The following is an 18,861-nucleotide window of genomic DNA, read 5'->3' as shown; positions in this document are numbered from 1 at the left end:
TCGTCGGGTACAGCCCATTACAGGTGAGGGCCTGGTTTCTAGGGTCGCCGTATGTCAACCACACGTCAGCTGCTGAACACCGTCCAGGTGGCGCGGTTCGTGGCCCACGGTTTCCTGCGTCTCGACGGCGTCGTGCCCCGGGAGATGAACGAGGAGGCGCTCGGCGTCTTCGCCGCCGGGCTGCCCGCCGTGCCGTACGGAACGCCGGTGCCGAAGGCGTTCACCGAGGGTTCCTTCGCCCGCCGCCTCGTCGAACTCCCCGCGGTGGCGGGTGCCTTGGAGAGTCTGGTGGGGCCGGATCCGACCGTCGACCATCACTTCGTGCACACCCGCGAGCCGCACGAGGGCAGCGCCCAGCCGCTGCACGCGGACGCCCTCATCGACGTACGGACCGACGCGTTCGACGTGCAGCTCATGTACTACCCGCAGGAGGTCACCGCGGACATGGGCGGCACGCTCGTCGTGCCGGGCAGTCATCTGCGCCGTACCAACGAGTCCGACACCGGCCGCTATCAGAACCTGCGGGGCCAGACCCGGCTGACCTGTGCCGCCGGGACGGTCATGCTGCTGCACCACGGCATCTGGCACGGCGGGCGGCGCAACGACAGTGACACCGTCCGCCACATGTACAAGATCCGCTTCAACCCGACCGTGCCCCAGGTCCGGTCGTGGGACGTGTCCGACCTGGACTCGCCCGCCGTGCGTGAGGAACTGGGGCGCTTCTTCCCCTGGTACGAAACGGCCACCGGCCGGCTGGAGATACACAACCGGATCCGGCTGTGGCGCGTCCTGAGCGGCGACCCCGGCTTCGACATCGACCACTGGGCCACGCGCATCGAGAACCGGCCCGCCCTGAGGAGCCAGGCATGACCATCACCGACCACGACAAGCCCCGGCTCGCCGCCGGCGCCACGCGCACACGCCAGCAGGTCCTCGTCCTGTATCTGGAGACCTCCGCCCTCGACTCGCCCGTCGTCGGCTGGGCCCGCTACGACGGCACCGCCACCACCCACCCCACCACCGGGGACAGCGACGAGCCTCCCTACGAGACCGGCCTCGGCGCCCTCCAGGACGGCTGGCGGCTCTTCCAGGCGGCCCAGCTCATCCCGCCGTACCCGGGCGCGGAGCACGAGACCTCGTTCCTCAAGCACGAGTTCTTCTTCGAGAAGCTCGTCGACATGTGAGCGTCCACCAGGGCGTGCGAGGGCCGGAGCACCACGGCCGCACGGACGTTAGGCTTCGCCCGGCACGGACATGACGGGGGCTGGGTGCATGAAGTCCGAAGAGGTACCGCGGTGGACGTCCGATCTCGACGCGGTCGTGGTGTACGCGCAAGGCGCACTGTGCAGCCGTCTGGCGCGGGGCACGGTGCCGTCCGACGGCCGGGTTCTGGTGACGGGGCTGCCCCGCTGCGCGGATCCCGGTTCCGTGCGGGCCCGCGTCGTCGGTGACGGCGATGTGCGGGTGACCGGGGTCCGCGTCGAGGTGGCTGCCGAGCCGGCCGGTTCGGGGCCCTCGGACGGCTTGCGGGAGGAGAAGGAGCGGCTTCAGGACGCGTGCGCGGCGGTACGCGGGCGGCGCGACCGTCTCCTGGACCGGATCAAGGAGATCACCGGTCTCCACCCGGTCCCTCCGCCCCGTAAGCGTGAGGATCCACACCGCCGTACCCCTGTCGAGGCGTGGCTGACGCTCGTCGACTTCGTCGACGGGCGGCTGACGAGCCTGCACGAGCGCCTTGCGGCGTTGGAGGAGGAGCTGCGCCGACTCGAGCACGACCTCGACGTCGCCACGGACCGCTGGCGCCGCGCCTCCACCGACACTCCGTCAGGACCGGTGAACACCACGGTCTGCGCGGCCGTGACCCTCGACGGAACCGGCGAGGCGCGGCTGGAGATCGAGTACGCCGTCCCGGGCGCCGTATGGGTACCCGCCTACCGCCTGACGTACCGTCAGGGCGACGGCAGCGGCACCCTCGTGCTGCGCGCCTCCGTGGCCCAGCGCACCGGTGAGGACTGGACCGGCGTGCGCATCGCCCTGGCCACCGCCGACCTCAGCCGCCGCACAGAGGCGCCACGGCTCCGCTCGCTGCGGATCGGACGCCGACAGCCCGCCCCCGAACCGGCGGGTTGGCGTGAGCCCCCGACCGGGCTCGCCGACCTCTTCACCGCGTACGACTCGGCGGGCCCGCGCCCCACTCGGCACGTCGTGCCCACCGCCGTCGGGGCCGCACTGCCAGTGGCTGCCCCCGCAGGCGGCCCGGTCCCCCCGCTCCCGGCCGCACCGGCCTACGGCGGCCCTCCCCCGGCGCCGGCGGCCCCTGGCGGCCTCGACGCGATGGCGGCCGCCCCGCAGGCGGAACGGGCGCGACTCAGCAGGCCCGCGGCAGGCGGCGCGCTCCCGGCCGCACCCGCCGCCAGACCCGCACCGCCTTCTGGTCCCGCCGCGGCCGCCAGACCGGCACCACCTTCCGGTCCGATCGCCCCGCCTCCGGCACCGCCCGCACCTGTGGTCGGCCCTCCCCAGCCCAGCGGCGCCGAACTCGACTACGCCGCGCTCGTCCTCGACGGGCCCGACGAGCCCGCCGCCCGCAGGGGAATGCTGTTCCCCGCCACCTCCTTCGACCCCGTCGCGGCCGAACACCGCCGACGTGCCGAAGCGGTCGCCGCGCTGCCGCTGCCGGGCCACGCAGTACGCCCCCGTGAGTCGGCGGGGTCCTTCGACCACCGCTACGACGCCGTCGCCCGCGCCGACATCCCCTCGGACGGCACCTGGCGCACCGTCACCGTCACGGAGATCCCGGTCGGTCTGCGGACCGAGTATGTCTGTGTGCCGTCGGTGGAGCAGCGGGTGTACCAGACGCTGGTGCTGGCCAACGCCACCGACCAGGCTCTCCTGGCGGGGCCCGTGGAGGTCGGGGTCGACGACGACTTCGTTCTGACCGCCGCGCTGCCCACCCTCGCCCCGGGCGCAGTCCGCCGGATGGGGCTCGGGCCGGCGGAGGGCATCCAGGTCACCCGGCGCACGAGCGTCAAGGAGTCGACCGCGGGGCTGCGCAACAACGTCACCGTGCTCGACCACGGCGTCCACGTCGAACTCGCGAACCGGCTCGCCAGGCCGGTCTCCGTCGAGATCCGCGAGCACGTCCCGGTCGCCTCCGAGGCCGACGTGCGGATCGAGGAGCGGGCCGACTGGGAGGTTCCCCCGGACGAGGGGCCCGACCGTCTCGCCCCGGGCACCCGCGTGTGGCGCGTCGGCCTGCCCGCCGGAGGCACCGCCGCCCGCGACGGCGGCTACGAGATCCGCATCCCGGCCGCCAAGGCCCTGGTCGGCGGCAACCGCAGGAGCTGACACACCATGACCACGGACCTCGAGCCGCTCCCCGTTCCCGTCTCCGCCGTCACCTGCCTGGAGGACCGCGCCCAGATCGAACGCACCGTCATGCTCGACCTCCGGGCGGGCGTTCAGCGGCTGCGTCTCGGCCCGGTCAGCGCCCTGGCCGTCGACCGAACTCTCCACGCCGAGCTGACCGCCGAGGACCCGGCGACCGTCCTCGACGCCCGGATCGTCCGCACCTGGACGCCGCGGGGCCCGCTGCCCGGCGCCGACGACTCGGCTCTGCGGCTGCGCGTTCACGCGATCCGAGAGGAGCGCTCGGCGCTGGAACGACGACGCGACCGGCTGAGCGCCCGCCTCGACCTGCTCGGCCGTCTCGCCACCGACCTGCTCCGGGAGATCGGTGAAGGGACCGGCCACGGAGACAGCGACACGGCGCGCTGGAGCGCCGAACTGGACCGGGTCGACGAGGAGCGCGACACCCATGGCGAGCGGCTGCGCGCCACGGAGGCCCGGCTGAAGGTGCTCGCGGGCGAGCTCCACGAGGTCGAGCGCGCCATCGAGCTCGCCGAGGAACGTCCGGCAGAGCTGGTCGCGCATGTCGAACTGACCGTCGAGGCCGCCGTCGCCGGGCCCGCCCGGCTGCGGCTGAGCCACCTCACTGCGTGTGCGCTGTGGCGCCCGGCATACCGGGCCGTGCTCGACGAAGGCTCGCTCACCCTGGAGACCGACGCGGTGGTGTGGCAACTCACCGGCGAGGACTGGTCGGACGTACGCCTGACGCTGTCGACGGCCCGTTCGGCGCTGTCCAGCGAACCACCGCGTCTCGAAGCGGACCGGCTGACGCTGACCGACCGCTCTCCCGCGGAGCGTCGCACGGTCGCGGTCGAACTGCGCGAGGAGGAGATCGCGGAACTCGGTCCGGCTCCCGTGCTCGGCCTGCCAGGAGTGGACGACGGCGGCCGCACGCGAGTCCTGCACTCGCCCGCTCCCGTCTCCGTTCCCGCGGACGGGCGGGCGCACCGCGTACCGCTCTCGGTGGCGACCGCGGCCGCGAGCAGCGAGTACACCTGCGCCCCGGAGCTGTCCCCCCTGGTCACCCACATGGTGCGCGGCGAGAACCCGACCGGTCACGCACTGCTGGCGGGCCCGGTGGACCTGGTCGGGGCCGGCGGGTTCGTCGGCCGCGGAACCGTGGACTTCACCGCTCCCGGCGCGCCACTCGAGCTCGCTTTCGGCAGCCACGACGACTACCGCGTGGTCCGTGATGTCGAGGAGCATCGCGACACCGGGGCGATGACCCAGCGCACCACCGTGACCCGCACGGTGCGTCTGCATCTGTCCCGCTTCTCCGCCCCGGGGGAACAGGGTGAGCAGGTGGTCGTGGTCCGCGAACGGATCCCGGTCTCCGAGGTGTCGGCGGTGGAGGTGAGACTGCGCAAGGAGGCCTGTTCCCCGGCCCCCGACGCGGTCGACGCCGAGGGCATCGCCCGCTGGGACATCGCCCTGGAACCGAACGGCCGCCGCACGGTCACCCTCGTGTACGAGCTCTCGGCGAGCGGCAAGGTCACCGGTCTCTGAGCCTGGTCCATCCGAGCCCAGCCCAAGGAGCCCCCATGCATACAAATCCAGGTGCCGGGGACGGACACGCTTCCCTACCCTCGTCCCCATGCCTCACAAATCCGCCCTGCTGAACGTCATCGACGTGGAAGCCACCTGCTGGGAGAAGCAGCCGCCGCCCGGCTCCGTGAGCGAGATCATCGAGATCGGTCTCACCGTCGTGGACGTCCCGGCACGGCGCCGCCTGTCCCGGCACCGTCTCCTGGTCCGCCCTGTCCGGTCGGTGGTGAGCGACTTCTGCACCGAACTGACCGGCCTGACACAGCCCGAGGTGGAACAGGGCGTCACCTTCGCCGAGGCATGCCGGATCCTCGCCGAGGAACACGGTGCCGGGGAACGCCCCTGGGCGAGCTGGGGTGAGTACGACCGTCGGCAGTTCGCCCGACAGAGTCAAGCCGACGGCGTGCCCTACCCGTTCGGCCATCCCACGGAACGTACCCACACCAACGCCAAGGCCGTGTTCGCGGCGGCCTACGGGCTGCGGAGGAAGCCCGGCATGTCCCAGGCTCTGCAGATCGCCGGGCTGCCGCTCGAAGGACGCCATCATCGCGGCGAGGACGACGCCTGGAACATCGCGGCACTCGTCCTCGACCTCCTGGGCCGCGAGGCGTGGCCGGTCACGGACACAGTGCCGGCCTCGGCCGTGCCGAACGGGAGTTGATCGCACAGTGGGTCACCGAAGAGCCGGCGACCCACCGCAGCCGATGCTCAGAACCAGGCGGTCTCGGCCTTCTGGTGGCCGTCGCAGACGAGCAGGGCTCGCGACACACGGCCGTTGAGGTTGTTGCCCATCTGCGTGTAGGCGTACGTGATGCCCGGGTCGACGGACTCGGAGACCCAGCCGTCGGCGCGGCCCACGCCGTTGTCGGACCGCTCCAGCACAGCCGCGCAGTTCTGCCGGGAGTTCTCGATGCGGGCGTACGAGCCGCACTTGTCGGAGTAGAAGTACTTCAGGGCCATGTTGTCGGCGTACTTGGTGGCTCCGACCTGCCGGAAGGTGCCCGTGCAGTAGTTCGTGGTCGGGTACTGCCCTTCGTTCCCGTAAAGCCCGTAGTTGCCACCCGAGGACGAGTCGGCGTGGGCGGAAGTCGGCAGGAGCGCCATCACCGCGGCGGCGCTCCCGGCGGCCAGCAGTGTCTTGAGTGATCGGCGGCTCATGAGCCCTCTTTCATGTGTCGGCGTGCGTGGCAGGCGAGCGCGGGGCGACCGGCAGTCCGGCCGTCCCGCGCTCACCGTGGGTGACCGTACGGCCGATCACCGGGTCCGCGACACCTGACATGTATCAGGGTCGGCCCGGGGAGGGGCCCGGGCCCGCGAAGCGCTCGGCCCGGTCTGCTGCCGGCAGAACGGGCATCGGCGCGGCCGACCCCGGGACCGAGACCCATTACCGCCCCCGGCGCAGGCCGCTCGAGGCAGCCCTCTCAGCCGCGGGAGTCAGCCGTGCCGACATCTCCCTGGTGGTCAACTGCCACCTGCGCTTCGACCACTGCGGCGGCAATCCGTTGTTCAGCGGCAACCCCATCGTGGTGCAGACGACGGAGCCGGCCACCGCCCGCCGAGGCGGCCACACCATCGACGAGCTCGTCGACTTCCCCGGTGCCGACTACCTGGAGATCAGCGGCGAGACGGAGCTCTGGCCCGGCGTGTGGATCATCCCCACCCCGGGCCGCCCTGGACGACCTGGAACCGCCCCTCCCCACCTACCGGCCCTGGCTGGAGCGGCTCCTCGAATTCGACCCGCGCAGAGTGCTCTTCGCCCACGACTGCTCCGTCTGGGAACCCAGCACCGGGTGAAGCCCGGTGGCGTCACCCTGCGGGATCAGCAGGGCCGGACAAACCAGACGGGGGTCCAGTCATAGCTCGAGTGGCCGAAGGGAGCGGGAGGCGTGGTGTCGATGACGGTACGGTTCCGGTCCTTCATCCGCGCCTGGGTGCCGGGGGTCTGGAGGTTGTAGTAGGAGCCGTAGTCGGTCCAGTCCTGCAGTGCGTAGTCCTGGCAGTAGTACAGGGCGAGCCGGTCGCCCATGCCCAGCATCTCGCGGTACATGCAGAAGTACTCCTGGTCGCACTCCCACTGTGCCGCGGCACGGCTTCCGGCCGACGTGCCCAGCACACGCACGTACTTCTCACCGGGCACGGTGACCGTCAGCTTGGCACCGCCGGGCAGGGCGATCTCGTTCGCCGCGATCTGCCGTCCGTCGTGGCGGGCGAGATAGCGATCCACCTTCGCCTGCAGGGCCTTGGCGTCGACGCTGCCGAGGCCTGCGGCGCGGGCCTGTTCACCGAAGGCCGCCCGACTGCCGGCCGTCTCCGCGGACGCCGGTCCCGCCAAGCCCACCACCAGCACACTCACGGCTGCGACGGCCAGCGACGCACAGCGCTTCAACATGGACATGCGATTACCTTCCTGACGGACCGCAGGCGACGCGGGAGAACGTACGCCGCCTGCCCCGGGCCGACGTACTGACATCTGTCAGGGAACGGCGCGGTCTCCTGATCCGGCCCTCCCCGTAAGGTCATCCGCCAGAATTCACGCTGACGTCGATTCACGTCCCGTTCCACGGGAACGTCCGAGAAAGGCACAACACCATGAGGAGCGCCGACACCGCCGTACTCGACGACCCGGTGGGCGAGTCGCTGCGCGGTCACCATGCACACCTCGCCCGGCGACTGGGCCGGGCCGCCACGTACGTGCCGGACGTCGCCACCTTCTCGGCCGTGTCCCCCGCCGCGGACCCGGCGGACTGGGCCGATCTCGCCAAGCTGCTCGGTCCCGGCGCGTTCGCCGACATGTTCAACTGCCCGGCGCTTCCGCCGCCGGACTGGGAGCCCGTCTTCGTCCTGGAAGGCCGGCAGATGATCTGGCCCGACGGCCGCCCCGGCCGGGCCGACGTCGACGGCGTGGTCGAACTGGGTGCGGCCGACGTGCCCGAGATGCTCGGCCTGGTCGCACGGACCGAACCCGGACCGTTCTGGCCGCGCACCCCCGAACTCGGCACCTACCTCGGCATCCGCGCCGAGGGACGGCTGGTGGCCATGGCCGGCGAACGGCTCCGGCCGCCGGGATGGACCGAGATCAGCGCCGTCTGCACGGCCCCCGAAGCCCGCGGCCGGGGCCACGCCGTCCGGCTGGTGAACGCCGTCGCCGGACGCGTCCTGGCCCGCGGCGAACAGCCCTTCCTGCACGTGGCCGAGAAGAACACCGCCGCGATCGCCCTGTACGAGCGACTGGGCTTCGCCGGCCGCAGACACGTCACCTTCCGCGGGTTCCGCACGCCCTGAGGCCCCGGCCCCCGTCACGACCTTGCCTCGCGGCGCGGCGCGGTCGAAGGGGCCGGACGCAAAGGCAGTGGCCGGCGCCGCGGGTGCGGTGCCGGCCACTGGGTGCCGGGCTTCGAGGGCAGGCCCTCGCAGGCCCCCGAGCGGGCGGGTCCGTCAGCGACGGACCGGGGCCGTACGGCCGTAGCGGCGCTCGAAGCGCTCCACCCGGCCCGCGGTGTCCATGACGCGCGAGGTACCGGTGTAGAACGGGTGGCTCGCGGAGGAGATGTCGACGTCGACGACCGGGTACGTCGCGCCGTCCGTCCATTCGATCGTGTCGTGGGCGTCGACGGTGGAGCGGGTGAGCAGGTGGAAGTCCGCCGCGCGGTCGCGGAAGACGACGGGGCGGGAGACGGGGTGGATGCCGGGCCTCATGGTGGTGCCTCCTTCAGAGCCTCGGCCGGCTGCCGAGGCGGGTGTCAGCGTTCTTCGCGGAACAGGACGTGCGCGCCGGCGACCGGGTCGTACTTGCGCACGAGGAGCCGGTCGGGATCGTTGAGGCGGTTCTTGCGCGTCACGTAGGTGACTCCGGTACCGGCGGTCGACCTGAGCGTGACGACGGGCCGCGTGGTGCTGCGTGCCATGAGGTCCTCCTTCCACCATCACCGAGCTCTTTGACTCGGTCATGTCATGCAGTGGTGTCAACGCGGCCGCCCCGTACTTCATTCCTTGCGCACGGCTATGGGAAGTTCCGCGGCGCATCGTTACCCTCCGCCCATGATTCCCACGGTGGTCTGGGGCACGGGCAACGTCGGGCGCGCAGCGATCCGGGCTGTCGTGGCCCATCCGATGCTCCGGCTCGTGGCCGTGCTGGTGTCCGCTCCCGCCAAGGTCGGTAAGGACGCGGGTGAGCTCAGCGGACTCGGCCGACGGCTCGGGGTGACGGCCACGGACGATGTGGACGGGGTGCTCGCCCAGGCTCCCCGGGCCGTGGTGTACGCGGCCTCCGGGGACGTCCGTCCGGACGGCGCGCTCCAGGACGTCAGCCGTGCGCTGCGGGCCGGTGCGGTGGTCGTCACTCCGTCCCTGTACGGGATGTACGACTGCACGAGCGCGCCTGCCGAGATCCGCGACGTGCTGCTGGAGTCCGCCGAGGCCGGGGGCGGCTCGCTGTTCGTGTCGGGGGTGGACCCGGGGTGGGCCAATGACGTGCTGCCGCTGCTCGTCAGCGGGCTGGGCTCGGACATCGACGCGGTCCGCTGCCAGGAGATCTTCGACTACTCGGCCTACGACCAGGAGGAAGCCGTCCGCGATCTCATCGGTATGGGCCATCCCCTCGACTACCAGCCGCTGATGCTCGCCGAAGGCATACCGACGATGATCTGGGGCGGACAGCTGCGCATGATGGCCCGGGCCCTGGGCGCCGAGCTGGACGGAATCGAGGAGACCCTGGAACGGCGCGCCCTCGACACGTCCGTCGCCACCGACTCGATGGGCGAGTTCGCCGCCGGTACCCAGGGCGCGGTGCGGCTCGAGGTGCAGGGCATCGTCGCGGGCGAGCCCCGCATCGTCATCGAGCACGTCACCCGCATCCATGCCCGCTGCGCCCCGGACTGGCCGGTGCCCCCGGACGGCGGGGCGGGTGCGCACCGCGTCGTCGTCGAAGGCCGTCCCCGCATCGAGGTCACGGTCGAAGCCACGGACGAGGGAGACAACCGGGCCGCCGGCGGCAACGCGACGGCGGCCGGCCGTCTGGTGAACGCCATCGACTGGCTCGTGGAGGCCGAACCCGGCCTCCACGACGCGCTCGACGTCCCGCTGCGCCCCGCGGTGGGCAGACTGGGAAAGAAGTGATCATGCGGATCGACATCCCCCAGGGCGCCGACCCCATCCTGTACGTCTGGGGCGATCTGGTGCCCGGGATCGGCCCGGCGGCCGGCGCATTCTCCTTGGCCGTCTACGAGCACACGACCCTCGCACTGCGCGAGTTCGAGGCCGCACGCCTGCGCATCGCCCAGATCAACGGCTGTCTGTTCTGTCTGGACTGGCGCACCGAACGCGACGGGAAGAAGGTCGAGGAGGGCTTCCTCGACGCGGTCACCCGGTGGCGGACCACCGACGCCTTCGACGAACGGACCCGGCTCGCCGCCGAGTACGCCGAGCGCTACGCCCTCGACCATCACCACCTGGACGAGGACTTCTGGGACCGGATCAAGGCGCACTACAGCCAGGCGGAGATCGTGGAACTGACCATGTGCCTCGGCTCCTGGCTGGCTTTCGGGCGCCTCAATCACGTGCTCGGTCTCGACACGGCCTGCACACTGCCGTCGGTCAAGCGTCCCTGACGACCGCCGGGAACGTCAGGCCGGACGGATCGCGCCCTTGATCGCGAACTGCCCGGCGAAGAACACCGACTCCTCGCGGATGGCCGCTCCCGGGCCCGGGGCGTGGATCATCATGCCGTCCCCGCTCCAGATGCCGACGTGACTGAGGTCGTCGTGGAAGAAGACGAGGTCTCCGACCTGGACGTCCGCGAGCGAGACCTCCATCCCGACGTCCCACTGGTCCTGGGCGGTCCGGGGAAGCATGACACCGGCCGCCTTCCAGGCGGCTTGGGTGAGACCGGTCGCGTCGTACGACTCCGGCCCGACCGCGCCCCATACGCATGGCCGGCCGATCTGAGAGCGGGCGAAGGCGACCACCCGCTCGGCCCGGGTGGTGTGACCCTGGTCCGCCGAGGGCCACGATCCGGTGTAGGCGGCCGGTGCGAGGGTCGTCGCGAGGGGCGTGGGGTGAACTTCGGGTGCCGCGAAGGCGATCGGGGCGGTCGGGGCGGCTGCCGGCGCGGCTTCGGCCTGGGTGGAGAACGTGAGGTACGTCGCGGTCGCGCCGCTCGTCACGTCGGCGCCGTACATGTCCGTTCCGCCGACGGGCGGGTACGACTCCGTTGCGCCGACGGGCGGGTACATCTCCGTTCCGTCGGCGGCCGGATCCGCCTGGCCGGGAACCCCGTTGAGGTAAGCGGCAGTCGGCCAGAGCTCGGTGGGCTCCGGGTCGGGCTGGTACGACGGCCACGCCGAACCGTCGCCGCCGAGGACCTGCTGCGCACCGGTGTGCCAGGCACTCTCGTCGCGCTCGGACACCTCTGCCGGAGACGGCGCCACGGCGGGCAGGGCGGGCAGGGCGGGCAGGGCGGGCAGTTGCGGAACGGGGCCCGTGTCCGGTGACAGCGCCGGTCCGGCGGCCAGTTCCCGTGGCCGTGCGTCGCCGCCGGGTGCCTCGGGTGCTTCGAGGGCGAGGGGTTGCGCCGGTCGTTCCACCTGACGTTCCGCCGGACGGGCGGGGCGCGCCGCCTGGGGTGCCCGGTCGGGACGTACGGGCGCCCTTCGCTCCTGCCGTGGTGCCGGGACGGTCGGGCCCAGTTTGGTGCGGGCGGCGTCGAACCACTGGCGGGCGAGGGAGCCGATCGCGGGCTCCATGTCGGCCTGGGACCGGTCACGGCCCGCTGTGTCGCGTCGGCGCGGCGTCGCTGCCGCGCGGGTCGCGTTGAAGGTGCCGGTGTCGCTCTCGGCCCGGTCGTAGAGGCTGTCGATCCTGCGCCGGACCTCGTCGCGGCTCGGCCTCTCGCTCTCGCTCAGCGAGGCAAGGGAGTCGCTCACCCCCGGCAGGTCGGTCACTCCGGGGCTCGCGGTTCGTTCCGGCGGCATGGAAACGGCACTCCTTTCGTACGAGAGTGCACGGGACCGCCCGCCTGACGGAGGTGGTCGTGCAACTAGGAGCCAACTTAACCAACTTGAGGTTTTTCCGTGAAGATCGGAGGAGTAAATGCCCGATATGCAGCTGTGACCTTCACCGCTCCCTTCCCCCTCCCGCCACGGCCCTGCGGTCCACCACACACCCGCGTCCCTCGCCCCCCGCCGTGCGGGAGCCGAGGGACGCGGGTGTCAGTCCAGGCCGGGAACTCGCCCCGGCCTCAGCGGTGTTCGGGCATGTCCGACTCGGCCGGGAGCATCGAGGACCTGGGCTGCACGGACGACGACGACTTCGCGGCCGGCTTCTTGCCGCAGAACGCGGCTTCGAGCGTGCCACCGAGGGCCGTGTTGGCGGAGCCCTTGTTCGAGGTGTTGGCCATCGCCGCGAGGCTGCGCCGGCCGTCGCGGGTCGCGAAGGCGTAGGTGTAGTAGCCCTGCACGGTGCCGGTGTGGCCGTAGACCTGCGTGCCGCAGGACAGGTCGTAACGGCGCAGACCGAGGCCGTAGAAGCGGGTGTTGGTCGCGTCGGTCGGCGTGACGGTGGTCATCGCCTCCAGCATCTGCGGCGACAGCAGTCGGCCCCGCATCAGGGCGGTCATGAAGGTGTTCAGATCCGCCGGGCTGGAGATGACCGCGCCCGCCGACTGCGCCCAGGACACGGTCTGTTCGGTGGAGTCCACGAGCGGAGCACCCTCCTCGTCGGGGTGCAGGTAACCGTGGACGTGCAGGCCCGCGATGTGGACGTCGGGGTGCACGTACGAGGTGTTGCGCAGCCCCAGCGGGGTGATGATGCGGCGCTGGTACTCCTTGGCGACCGGCTTCCCGGTGGTCTTCTCGATGAGCATGCCGACGACGACGAAGTTGGTGTTGGAGTACTTGTACGAGACGCCGGGCTCGGTGGTGCGGGGCTCGCTCAGCGAGAGGTCCAGGAGCTCCTGGTAGCTGAAGACCCGGTTGCGCACGGCCTCGAAGCCGGGCACGGTGTGCTCGAACATCGCGTTCGTGTAGTCCGCGAGACCGCTGCGGTGGGTCAGCAGGTGCCGCACCGTGATCCGGTCGTCGGGCAGCAGCCCGGGCAGATAGCGGTTGACCGGCGCGTCCAGCTCCAGCTTCCCCTCCTGTACCAGTTGGAGCAGGACCACGCTGGAGAAGGTCTTGCTGACGCTTCCGATGCGGAAGCGTGCCCGGATGTCCATGGCGGCACCCGACTCCCGGTCGCGCACGCCCAGGGTCCGCGCCTGGACGCCCTCGGGGCCGGTGAACCGGGCCATCGCTCCCGGTGCGCCCTGGGCCATGGCGGCGTTCAGCGCGGCGGTCACGCCTTCCATGTCGGGGGCGGGCGTGGCCGTACGGGCGGCGCCCGGAGCGGCGGGCGCGGCGTGCGCGCCGGCGGCGGGCAGGACACCGGCGGCGAGCGCGGCGACCAGGGTGGCGCCGGCGACCAGGCGTCGGCGGTTGTGCGGCGCCGCGTCGTGGCCTCGTGTCGCGGCGGAGCCGAAGCCAGTGATCTTTCGGCGGACGGAGTTCAAGGATTCCCCCTCGGTCATGCTGTGCCTTGTCTCTTGCGTGTTCCGCACGGGGGCACGGCGCAGTGCGCGGTCGGTCAGCCGCCGCCGTCCCCCGGTGGTCGAACACAGTCTGTTCGAAGTCACGGACACTACCCAGCATTTCGAGACGCTTCAAAACGTGTCTCGGCGGGCATCTTTGCCCAGCTTGTTCGAAACCTTTGCCGAAACCTCTGCGTCCCAAGGGATGGTGGTACGTCAACGGGGGGTGTTCATGGCCCGGTTCTCCGAGTTGTGTCTGGGGCCGCTGGAAACAGTGCCGGTGTCGGTGGTGGCGCAGCCCGGTGTCACGCTGATGTCGCTCGTCGCGGACGCGCTGGGCGGACGTTCCCAGGGTGTGCACCCCACCTGGCGGCGCGTGCTGCGCTCGGCGGTGCCCGAGGGGGCGGAGGCGGTGCTGCGGCCGCTGTTCAACCCCGAGTACTCGATGGTCCCCGACTGTCTGACCCCCACGGCGCCGCTGTGGGAGACGGATCTCTCCGTCCAGTTGGACCGGCTGGCGGACGTCTCGCCCCATCTGCTGCTGCGGGAGCTGGAGTCGGACTTCGGGGGAACGGTCCCGCGGCAATGGCAGTCGGTCGTCGACCGGCCGAAATCCTTCATCCAGGCGTACGCGGCCATTCTCAGCGCCGTATGGGAGGCGTTCGGGCCGATCTGGGCGCGGGCCGGCTCGCTGCTGGCCCGGGAGACCGAGCGCGTGGGCGTGGCGGTCGTCAGCAACGCCCTGCCACTCGTCCTCGCCGGACTCGGTCCCAAGATCCGCTTCACCGGGCAGACGCTGTACGTGCCCGACCCGCACCCCGAGGTCTTCGAGCGGGGTGCCCGCCGTGTGGTGCTGGTGCCCATCGTGTCGGGCAACGGTGCGTCGGTCTTCAGCTTCGACCGTTCCGACGCCGTGTGGTTCGGCTATCCCGTGCCGGGGCTCAACACGCTGTGGGCCGCGCAGGAGGCCACCACCGAACGGGATCCGCTCAAGCTCGTGGTGGGCTCCCTCCGGGCCGGAATCCTGCGCGAGCTGGCCCGGCCGAGCACCATGGGCTCTCTGGCCACCACCCTCAACTGCACACCCGCGACCGTCACCTACCACTGCGGTCAGCTGGAGGCGGCCGGGCTCCTCACCCGGGAGCGCCGGGGACAACACGTGGTGGCCCGGCGCACCGCGACCGGTGAAGCGCTCGTCACCCTGTTGTCCGGGTGACACCTCAGGGCCGTACCCCTGACATTCGTCAGGACCGCCGGCCCCGCTTCTCTTTCTAAGGTTCGAGTCGTCCTACCGGCCCCGGCTCTGTCACGGGGCACCCTCCACAGACAGGAAGAGACGGCTCTCATGCGCCTGCTCCGCTCCGCCCTCGCCACGGCCGCCACCCTGTGCGCGGTCACCACCGGCATCGTCGTCGCCCAGAACGCCGACCTCGGCACCGACAGCGTCCGCATCACGCAGGCGCACGACGCCCAGGACGCCGATCTCGGCACCGACAGCGTCCGCATCACGAGCGCGAACGACATCTAGGTCACCCTTCTCAGCGCTCACCGCGAAAGGCATGACCATGCGCAGACTCCTCCTCGCCGCCTCCGCACTGCTGCTGATCGGCGGCGTGGCAGGCTCCGCCCACGCCGGCACCCCGGCCGGACAGTCCGTGCGGTCGGCCGCCGCGTCCGCCGAAGTACCCGCCGGTGTCAGCGCCGGGGTCGCCGTCTTCGACCGGCAGACCGGCACCTTCACCGAGCAGCTCAACTCGAGCACCCGCTTCCGCTCCGCCTCGATCGTCAAGCTGCTGTTCGCACTGGACTACCTGTGGGACCGGGGCCCGGACCACACCGTGCCCGCCGCCGACCGGGCATGGCTGGAGCCGATGCTGCGCAGCAGCAACGACGACGCGGCCAACGCCTACTGGTCCGACCACGGCGGCTCGGCGATCATCACCCGCATGGTGAGCCGCCTCGGCCTCAAGGACACCGCGGGCCCGCCCACCGGGTACGAGGGTTTCTGGGGCTACACCGCGCTCTCCGCCCGCGACACGGTGACGGTCTACCGCTACCTCCTGGACTCCGCACCCGGCCCGGTACGGGACTTCGTGATGGGCAACCTGCGGCAGTCGACCCGCTGCGCCTCGGACAAGTTCGACCAGCACTTCGGCGTCGCCGGGGCGTTCTCGAAGCCCTGGGCGGTGAAGCAGGGCTGGTCCGGATCCTCGTTCGAGAAGGGCACCTGCGGCCCGGTGAGCACCACGGCCACGACCGAGACGGCCGGTTCGGCTCCGGCCGCCGCCGCGGATGTGGACCTGACCCGGCCCGCGCTGCACAGCACGGGCACCGTGGGCACCGGTGACCGCTCCATCGTGGCCGTGTTCACGCTGCATCCCGTCGGTACGTCGTACGGGAAGGCGTACACGGACATCGGCCGGCTGACCCGCTCCCTGAACGTCCCCGGAGCCACGCGGGCCGCGGGATGGTGGTACGGCACATGGAGCGACCATGTGAACGTCCGCCCCAACCCGAACACCGCCAACTCACCCATCACCCAGCTCCCCGCAGGTGTCGAGGTGCTGGTGGGCTGCCAGGCCAAGGGCGAGCAGGTCAACGTACCGCCCTACAGCAATGAGTGGTGGGCGTACCTGCCTCAGTACAACGGCTGGATCTCCAACATCTACATCAGCTCGCCCGGCAACAAGATGCCGGACGTCAAGGACTGCTGAACCTCCTTCGCCGAACGGCTCCGCTATCTCACCGCTCGTAGGCGGCGAGGTAGCGGAGCACCTTGTCGACGTGTGGACGGACGCGTTCGGGGACGCCGCCCTCCGTGATGACCGTGCGGTCGCTCGTGCGGTAGCCGGCCGCCATCAGGGCGGGGAGATCCTTGGCGGGCATGTTCTTCTTCTTGAACTGCTGGTCGAGCCAGCACACGTACAGCGACATCGTGGAGATCGCGTCCGGGGGCGACATGTAGTCCTTGTCGCCGTCGCCGTCGCCGTCGACCGCCCAGGCCCGGAAGACCGCCGGCGTCCACATGGCGATGCCGTACTCCTCGGTCTCCGGGCGGGAGGCGTTGACGTCGAACCCGCTCTCGGCCTTGAGCATGGCGGCGAGGAACGCGGGGGTGACCTCGGCATCGGTGCAGCGGTGGGCGGCCTTCACGATGAGCGGCCGCAGGGCTTCGGGGACATCGGAGTCCTCCGGGATCTCCCCGGCGGCCGGACTGTGCGCGCCGGTGACGACGGCCGCGGTGCCGCGCCCCTTGTCGTCCTCGTCGTCGGCTCCGCCGCCTCCGAGCAGCGCGGCCCCGCCGATTGCGGCCGCCGAGACCGCGGCGAGCGCCACGGCGGCGACCGGCAGCAGGCCGCGCCGGCGCCGCGGGCTCGCCAGCTGTTCGATCCGGACGGACAGGCTCTCGGCGGTGTGGCGCAGGCGGCCTGCGTGGTCGGGTGCCAGACAGTCGCCGATGAGCCGGCGCCAGTCCTCGTCGAGTCCGGCGTCCAGACGCAGGGGCGTGGTGCCGCGGGCGTAGGCCTGGGCGGCGAGCGAGCGGGCGCGTGCGGTGGCGCCGGGGAACGGGTGGAGCCCGCCGGTGAGGACCTGGTGGGCCAGGACGCCGAAGGCCCAGATGTCGGCGGTCGGCCGCACCATCGTCCCGTCGGCTCCGGTGCGCTGGGACCACCACTCGGGCGGTACGTGGTCCAGGGTGCCGAGCGGCGGCACATAGGCGTGGGTGCCGTCGAGTTCGGTGGCCAGGCCGAAGTCGGCCAGCCAGACGGCGTCGTCCGCGCCCAGCAGCACATTGGCGGGTTTGAGGTCGCCGTGCACCCAGCCGGCGCCGTGCATATGGGCGAGCCCGTCGGCGACGCCGCGCAGGACCCGTACGGCGTCCGGGATCGGGCCGCCCGTCCCGGCGGCGTCCAGCACCTGCCGCAGACTGGCCTCGGCACGGTCCATGACGAGCGCGATCGCCCCGTCCAGCGCGGGCAGGTCGGGCGCGTCCACCGTGCACACGGCATGCGTCCGTACGAGGTGGGGGTGGTCGGCCTCGGCGCTGAACCGCACCTCGCGCGCGACCAGTTCACCGAGCGCGGCCCGCTGACCGGGTGCCAGGGCGCCGGTCGGCAGCACCTTCACCGCCGCGATCGTGCCGTCGGCGACCGCACGGGCCTCGTACACGGTCCCCCAGCCGCCCGAACCGATGACGGCGCCCAACTCCCAGGCGTCGATACGGAAACCCGCCGGCAGCCGCGGCGGTTCGAGGGCGCCCTCTCCGGCGCCTGACGTGCTCACGCTTCGTTCTCCTGCGGGACGGGCCGTCTGCGGGACGGCAACAGGGCGAGATGTTCCTCGCGCACCAGGCCGAAGCGCAGGGCGAGGGAGGCCAGCCGGGCGCGCTTGGCGCCGGTGCGGGCGTTGCCGTCCGCACCGGGCTCGTCGCCGACGTCGAGGCGCAGTTTGGCGAAGGCCAGGTAGTCGATGTGGTAGTTCACCGCGGAACGGGTCAGGCCACGGCAGCTCTCCAGTGGGCGGAGCCGCTCCGCGATGTCCCCGGCGCCCGGCAGTGCGCCGTCCGAGGGATCGCGCAGCCGCGGCTCGCACAGCGCCACCAGCACCAGGAAGTACTTCGCGGTCGCATCGAGCGCGTAAGGGTGCACGGTCAGCTCACCGGCGCCGGGCGCGGACCGCTCGTCGAGGTAGGCGTGCTGCGGGGCGAACACCTTGAACTCGACGGTCCCGGACAGAGCGGGCAGGACGACCCGCGAGAACTCGAAGGGCACCGGCGCGCCGAGCCGTCCGGGCGCGACGGTGATGTACTCGCCGGCGCCCTCCAGGTTCTCGACCGCGTACGCGGTGTCCCGGCTGAAGTTCGACAGCCGCCAGTAGTCCTCGGCCGCCTCCAGCCGGCCCGCACGCCGGGAGATCCCGGGGTCGGGCAGGACGATGGGGATGTCCCGGCCGCCGGGCAGACCGCGCCCGAAATCGGCCACGTCGCCCGGCCCCATGCGCAGCAACTCGGGCCCGGCCGCGTCGACTTCACCCGGCCGTGACGGCCCGGGCGGTTGCACAATGATCGTTTCCATACCGAATTTCCCCCGATGTGGTCATCTGGATCGCAGAGGCGGCTCCGGTCACCGCCGGCGCGGTGGCTCCGCCGCGGGCAGGTCGTGTCCCGGTCACGGTTGCCGCTTCGCCGCCTCGTCCGGCCCGCCCCGTCCGGTCGACGCCGAGGGGGCGTCAAGGCAACGGCCGCCGGAGCGGGCCGACTTCCGGTCAAAAGCCGCACGGATGACATCGATGTCCAAGCCGGGCACCGCGAGCGGGCCGAATCCAGGGGTGAGAGCACGAGGCACGCC

General features: G+C 71.7%; 19 protein-coding genes and 1 pseudogene. 12 read left to right on the top strand and 8 right to left on the bottom strand.

Annotated features, from left to right (window positions below):
- Nucleotides 1-51 precede the first annotated feature (51 nt).
- The 5 genes from PH203_RS39600 (at nt 52) to PH203_RS39580 (ending at nt 5,614) form a co-directional block, all read left to right on the top strand.
- Nucleotides 52-870, top strand: coding sequence for a phytanoyl-CoA dioxygenase family protein (locus PH203_RS39600; protein WP_289926706.1), 819 nt, complete (start codon nt 52-54; stop codon nt 868-870).
- Complete coding sequence (locus tag PH203_RS39595) at nt 867-1,184, top strand: hypothetical protein (protein ID WP_289926704.1); 318 nt, start codon at nt 867-869, stop codon at nt 1,182-1,184. The genes PH203_RS39600 and PH203_RS39595 overlap by 4 nt, the downstream gene beginning before the upstream one ends.
- 88 nt (nt 1,185-1,272) lie before the next feature.
- Nucleotides 1,273-3,348: a DUF4139 domain-containing protein gene (locus PH203_RS39590; RefSeq protein ID WP_289926703.1), complete on the top strand. Its 2,076-nt coding sequence runs from the start codon at nt 1,273-1,275 to the stop codon at nt 3,346-3,348.
- Between the two features lie 6 nt (nt 3,349-3,354).
- Nucleotides 3,355-4,914 carry a mucoidy inhibitor MuiA family protein gene (locus tag PH203_RS39585; protein ID WP_289926702.1) on the top strand — a complete coding sequence of 520 codons (1,560 nt, stop codon included), beginning with the start codon at nt 3,355-3,357 and terminating at the stop codon, nt 4,912-4,914.
- A gap of 88 nt (nt 4,915-5,002) precedes the next feature.
- Nucleotides 5,003-5,614, top strand: coding sequence for a 3'-5' exonuclease (locus tag PH203_RS39580; RefSeq protein WP_289926701.1), 612 nt, complete (start codon nt 5,003-5,005; stop codon nt 5,612-5,614).
- A 47-nt stretch (nt 5,615-5,661) separates the two neighbouring features.
- Here the strand turns inward: PH203_RS39580 and PH203_RS39575 are convergent, their stop codons facing one another.
- A complete protein-coding gene (locus tag PH203_RS39575) occupies nt 5,662-6,111 on the bottom strand; it encodes a hypothetical protein (RefSeq protein ID WP_289926700.1) in 450 nt (149 codons plus the stop codon).
- Nucleotides 6,112-6,305: 194 nt separating this feature from the next.
- On the opposite strand from PH203_RS39575, the pseudogene PH203_RS39570 reads away from it, so the two are divergent.
- A pseudogene (locus PH203_RS39570) lies at nt 6,306-6,747 on the top strand (MBL fold metallo-hydrolase).
- Between the two features lie 25 nt (nt 6,748-6,772).
- On the opposite strand, the gene PH203_RS39565 reads toward PH203_RS39570, so the two are convergent.
- Nucleotides 6,773-7,348 (bottom strand): hypothetical protein, encoded by a 576-nt coding sequence (locus PH203_RS39565; RefSeq protein ID WP_289926698.1) that lies wholly within the window; start codon nt 7,346-7,348, stop codon nt 6,773-6,775.
- A gap of 194 nt (nt 7,349-7,542) precedes the next feature.
- On the opposite strand from PH203_RS39565, the gene PH203_RS39560 reads away from it, so the two are divergent.
- Nucleotides 7,543-8,235, top strand: a complete 693-nt coding sequence (locus PH203_RS39560) for a GNAT family N-acetyltransferase (RefSeq protein WP_289926696.1) — start codon at nt 7,543-7,545, stop codon at nt 8,233-8,235.
- A gap of 153 nt (nt 8,236-8,388) precedes the next feature.
- Here the strand turns inward: PH203_RS39560 and PH203_RS39555 are convergent, their stop codons facing one another.
- On the bottom strand, nt 8,389-8,649 hold the full coding sequence (locus tag PH203_RS39555; RefSeq protein WP_289926694.1) for a type B 50S ribosomal protein L31: 261 nt from the start codon (nt 8,647-8,649) through the stop codon (nt 8,389-8,391).
- Nucleotides 8,650-8,693: 44 nt separating this feature from the next.
- Entirely contained in the window at nt 8,694-8,858 is a 165-nt protein-coding gene (rpmG, locus tag PH203_RS39550; RefSeq protein WP_289926692.1) for a 50S ribosomal protein L33, read from the bottom strand.
- Nucleotides 8,859-8,991: 133 nt separating this feature from the next.
- Here rpmG and PH203_RS39545 point away from each other — a divergent pair, with 133 nt between their 5' ends.
- A complete protein-coding gene (locus PH203_RS39545) occupies nt 8,992-10,068 on the top strand; it encodes a dihydrodipicolinate reductase (RefSeq protein ID WP_289926690.1) in 1,077 nt (358 codons plus the stop codon).
- Nucleotides 10,069-10,070: 2 nt separating this feature from the next.
- The gene (locus PH203_RS39540) at nt 10,071-10,559 is read left to right on the top strand and encodes a carboxymuconolactone decarboxylase family protein (RefSeq protein WP_289926688.1); all 489 of its coding nucleotides are present in this window, start codon (nt 10,071-10,073) and stop codon (nt 10,557-10,559) included.
- A gap of 15 nt (nt 10,560-10,574) precedes the next feature.
- Here the strand turns inward: PH203_RS39540 and PH203_RS39535 are convergent, their stop codons facing one another.
- Nucleotides 10,575-11,921 carry an NlpC/P60 family protein gene (locus PH203_RS39535; protein ID WP_289926686.1) on the bottom strand — a complete coding sequence of 449 codons (1,347 nt, stop codon included), beginning with the start codon at nt 11,919-11,921 and terminating at the stop codon, nt 10,575-10,577.
- 266 nt (nt 11,922-12,187) lie between these two features.
- Nucleotides 12,188-13,294, bottom strand: coding sequence for a serine hydrolase domain-containing protein (locus PH203_RS39530; protein ID WP_354671298.1), 1,107 nt, complete (start codon nt 13,292-13,294; stop codon nt 12,188-12,190).
- 451 nt (nt 13,295-13,745) lie between these two features.
- Here PH203_RS39530 and PH203_RS39525 point away from each other — a divergent pair, with 451 nt between their 5' ends.
- The 3 genes from PH203_RS39525 (at nt 13,746) to PH203_RS39515 (ending at nt 16,227) form a co-directional block, all read left to right on the top strand.
- Nucleotides 13,746-14,729: a winged helix-turn-helix domain-containing protein gene (locus tag PH203_RS39525; RefSeq protein ID WP_289926684.1), complete on the top strand. Its 984-nt coding sequence runs from the start codon at nt 13,746-13,748 to the stop codon at nt 14,727-14,729.
- Between the two features lie 129 nt (nt 14,730-14,858).
- Entirely contained in the window at nt 14,859-15,041 is a 183-nt protein-coding gene (locus PH203_RS39520; protein ID WP_289926683.1) for a hypothetical protein, read from the top strand.
- Nucleotides 15,042-15,078: 37 nt separating this feature from the next.
- Entirely contained in the window at nt 15,079-16,227 is a 1,149-nt protein-coding gene (locus PH203_RS39515; protein WP_289926834.1) for a hypothetical protein, read from the top strand.
- Nucleotides 16,228-16,255: 28 nt separating this feature from the next.
- Here PH203_RS39515 and PH203_RS39510 read toward each other — a convergent pair whose 3' ends face one another.
- Together PH203_RS39510 and PH203_RS39505 are read right to left on the bottom strand one after the other, a co-directional pair.
- On the bottom strand, nt 16,256-17,797 hold the full coding sequence (locus PH203_RS39510; protein ID WP_289926682.1) for a serine/threonine-protein kinase: 1,542 nt from the start codon (nt 17,795-17,797) through the stop codon (nt 16,256-16,258).
- Nucleotides 17,794-18,588: a serine/threonine protein kinase gene (locus tag PH203_RS39505; RefSeq protein ID WP_289926680.1), complete on the bottom strand. Its 795-nt coding sequence runs from the start codon at nt 18,586-18,588 to the stop codon at nt 17,794-17,796. The genes PH203_RS39510 and PH203_RS39505 overlap by 4 nt, the downstream gene beginning before the upstream one ends.
- Nucleotides 18,589-18,861: the final 273 nt, after the last annotated feature.

Source organism: Streptomyces sp. S.PB5, from assembly GCF_030403745.1.
Classification (GTDB): Bacteria; Actinomycetota; Actinomycetes; order Streptomycetales; family Streptomycetaceae; genus Streptomyces.
Note: the sequence above shows the minus strand (reverse complement) of the source record. Positions and strands in the feature narration are given on the sequence as shown.

Coding starts and splice junctions, on each gene's coding strand:
- PH203_RS39515 (WP_289926834.1), top strand. CDS start 15,079: ATGCGCAGACTCCTCCTCGCCGCCTCCGCACTGCTGCTGATCGGCGGC.
- PH203_RS39590 (WP_289926703.1), top strand. CDS start 1,273: ATGAAGTCCGAAGAGGTACCGCGGTGGACGTCCGATCTCGACGCGGTC.
- rpmG (WP_289926692.1), bottom strand. CDS start 8,858: ATGGCACGCAGCACCACGCGGCCCGTCGTCACGCTCAGGTCGACCGCC.
- PH203_RS39520 (WP_289926683.1), top strand. CDS start 14,859: ATGCGCCTGCTCCGCTCCGCCCTCGCCACGGCCGCCACCCTGTGCGCG.
- PH203_RS39545 (WP_289926690.1), top strand. CDS start 8,992: ATGATTCCCACGGTGGTCTGGGGCACGGGCAACGTCGGGCGCGCAGCG.
- PH203_RS39530 (WP_354671298.1), bottom strand. CDS start 13,294: ATGGAAGGCGTGACCGCCGCGCTGAACGCCGCCATGGCCCAGGGCGCA.
- PH203_RS39580 (WP_289926701.1), top strand. CDS start 5,003: ATGCCTCACAAATCCGCCCTGCTGAACGTCATCGACGTGGAAGCCACC.
- PH203_RS39560 (WP_289926696.1), top strand. CDS start 7,543: ATGAGGAGCGCCGACACCGCCGTACTCGACGACCCGGTGGGCGAGTCG.
- PH203_RS39575 (WP_289926700.1), bottom strand. CDS start 6,111: ATGAGCCGCCGATCACTCAAGACACTGCTGGCCGCCGGGAGCGCCGCC.
- PH203_RS39525 (WP_289926684.1), top strand. CDS start 13,746: ATGGCCCGGTTCTCCGAGTTGTGTCTGGGGCCGCTGGAAACAGTGCCG.
- PH203_RS39565 (WP_289926698.1), bottom strand. CDS start 7,348: ATGTCCATGTTGAAGCGCTGTGCGTCGCTGGCCGTCGCAGCCGTGAGT.
- PH203_RS39555 (WP_289926694.1), bottom strand. CDS start 8,649: ATGAGGCCCGGCATCCACCCCGTCTCCCGCCCCGTCGTCTTCCGCGAC.
- PH203_RS39595 (WP_289926704.1), top strand. CDS start 867: ATGACCATCACCGACCACGACAAGCCCCGGCTCGCCGCCGGCGCCACG.
- PH203_RS39535 (WP_289926686.1), bottom strand. CDS start 11,921: ATGCCGCCGGAACGAACCGCGAGCCCCGGAGTGACCGACCTGCCGGGG.
- PH203_RS39540 (WP_289926688.1), top strand. CDS start 10,071: ATGCGGATCGACATCCCCCAGGGCGCCGACCCCATCCTGTACGTCTGG.
- PH203_RS39585 (WP_289926702.1), top strand. CDS start 3,355: ATGACCACGGACCTCGAGCCGCTCCCCGTTCCCGTCTCCGCCGTCACC.
- PH203_RS39600 (WP_289926706.1), top strand. CDS start 52: ATGTCAACCACACGTCAGCTGCTGAACACCGTCCAGGTGGCGCGGTTC.
- PH203_RS39505 (WP_289926680.1), bottom strand. CDS start 18,588: ATGGAAACGATCATTGTGCAACCGCCCGGGCCGTCACGGCCGGGTGAA.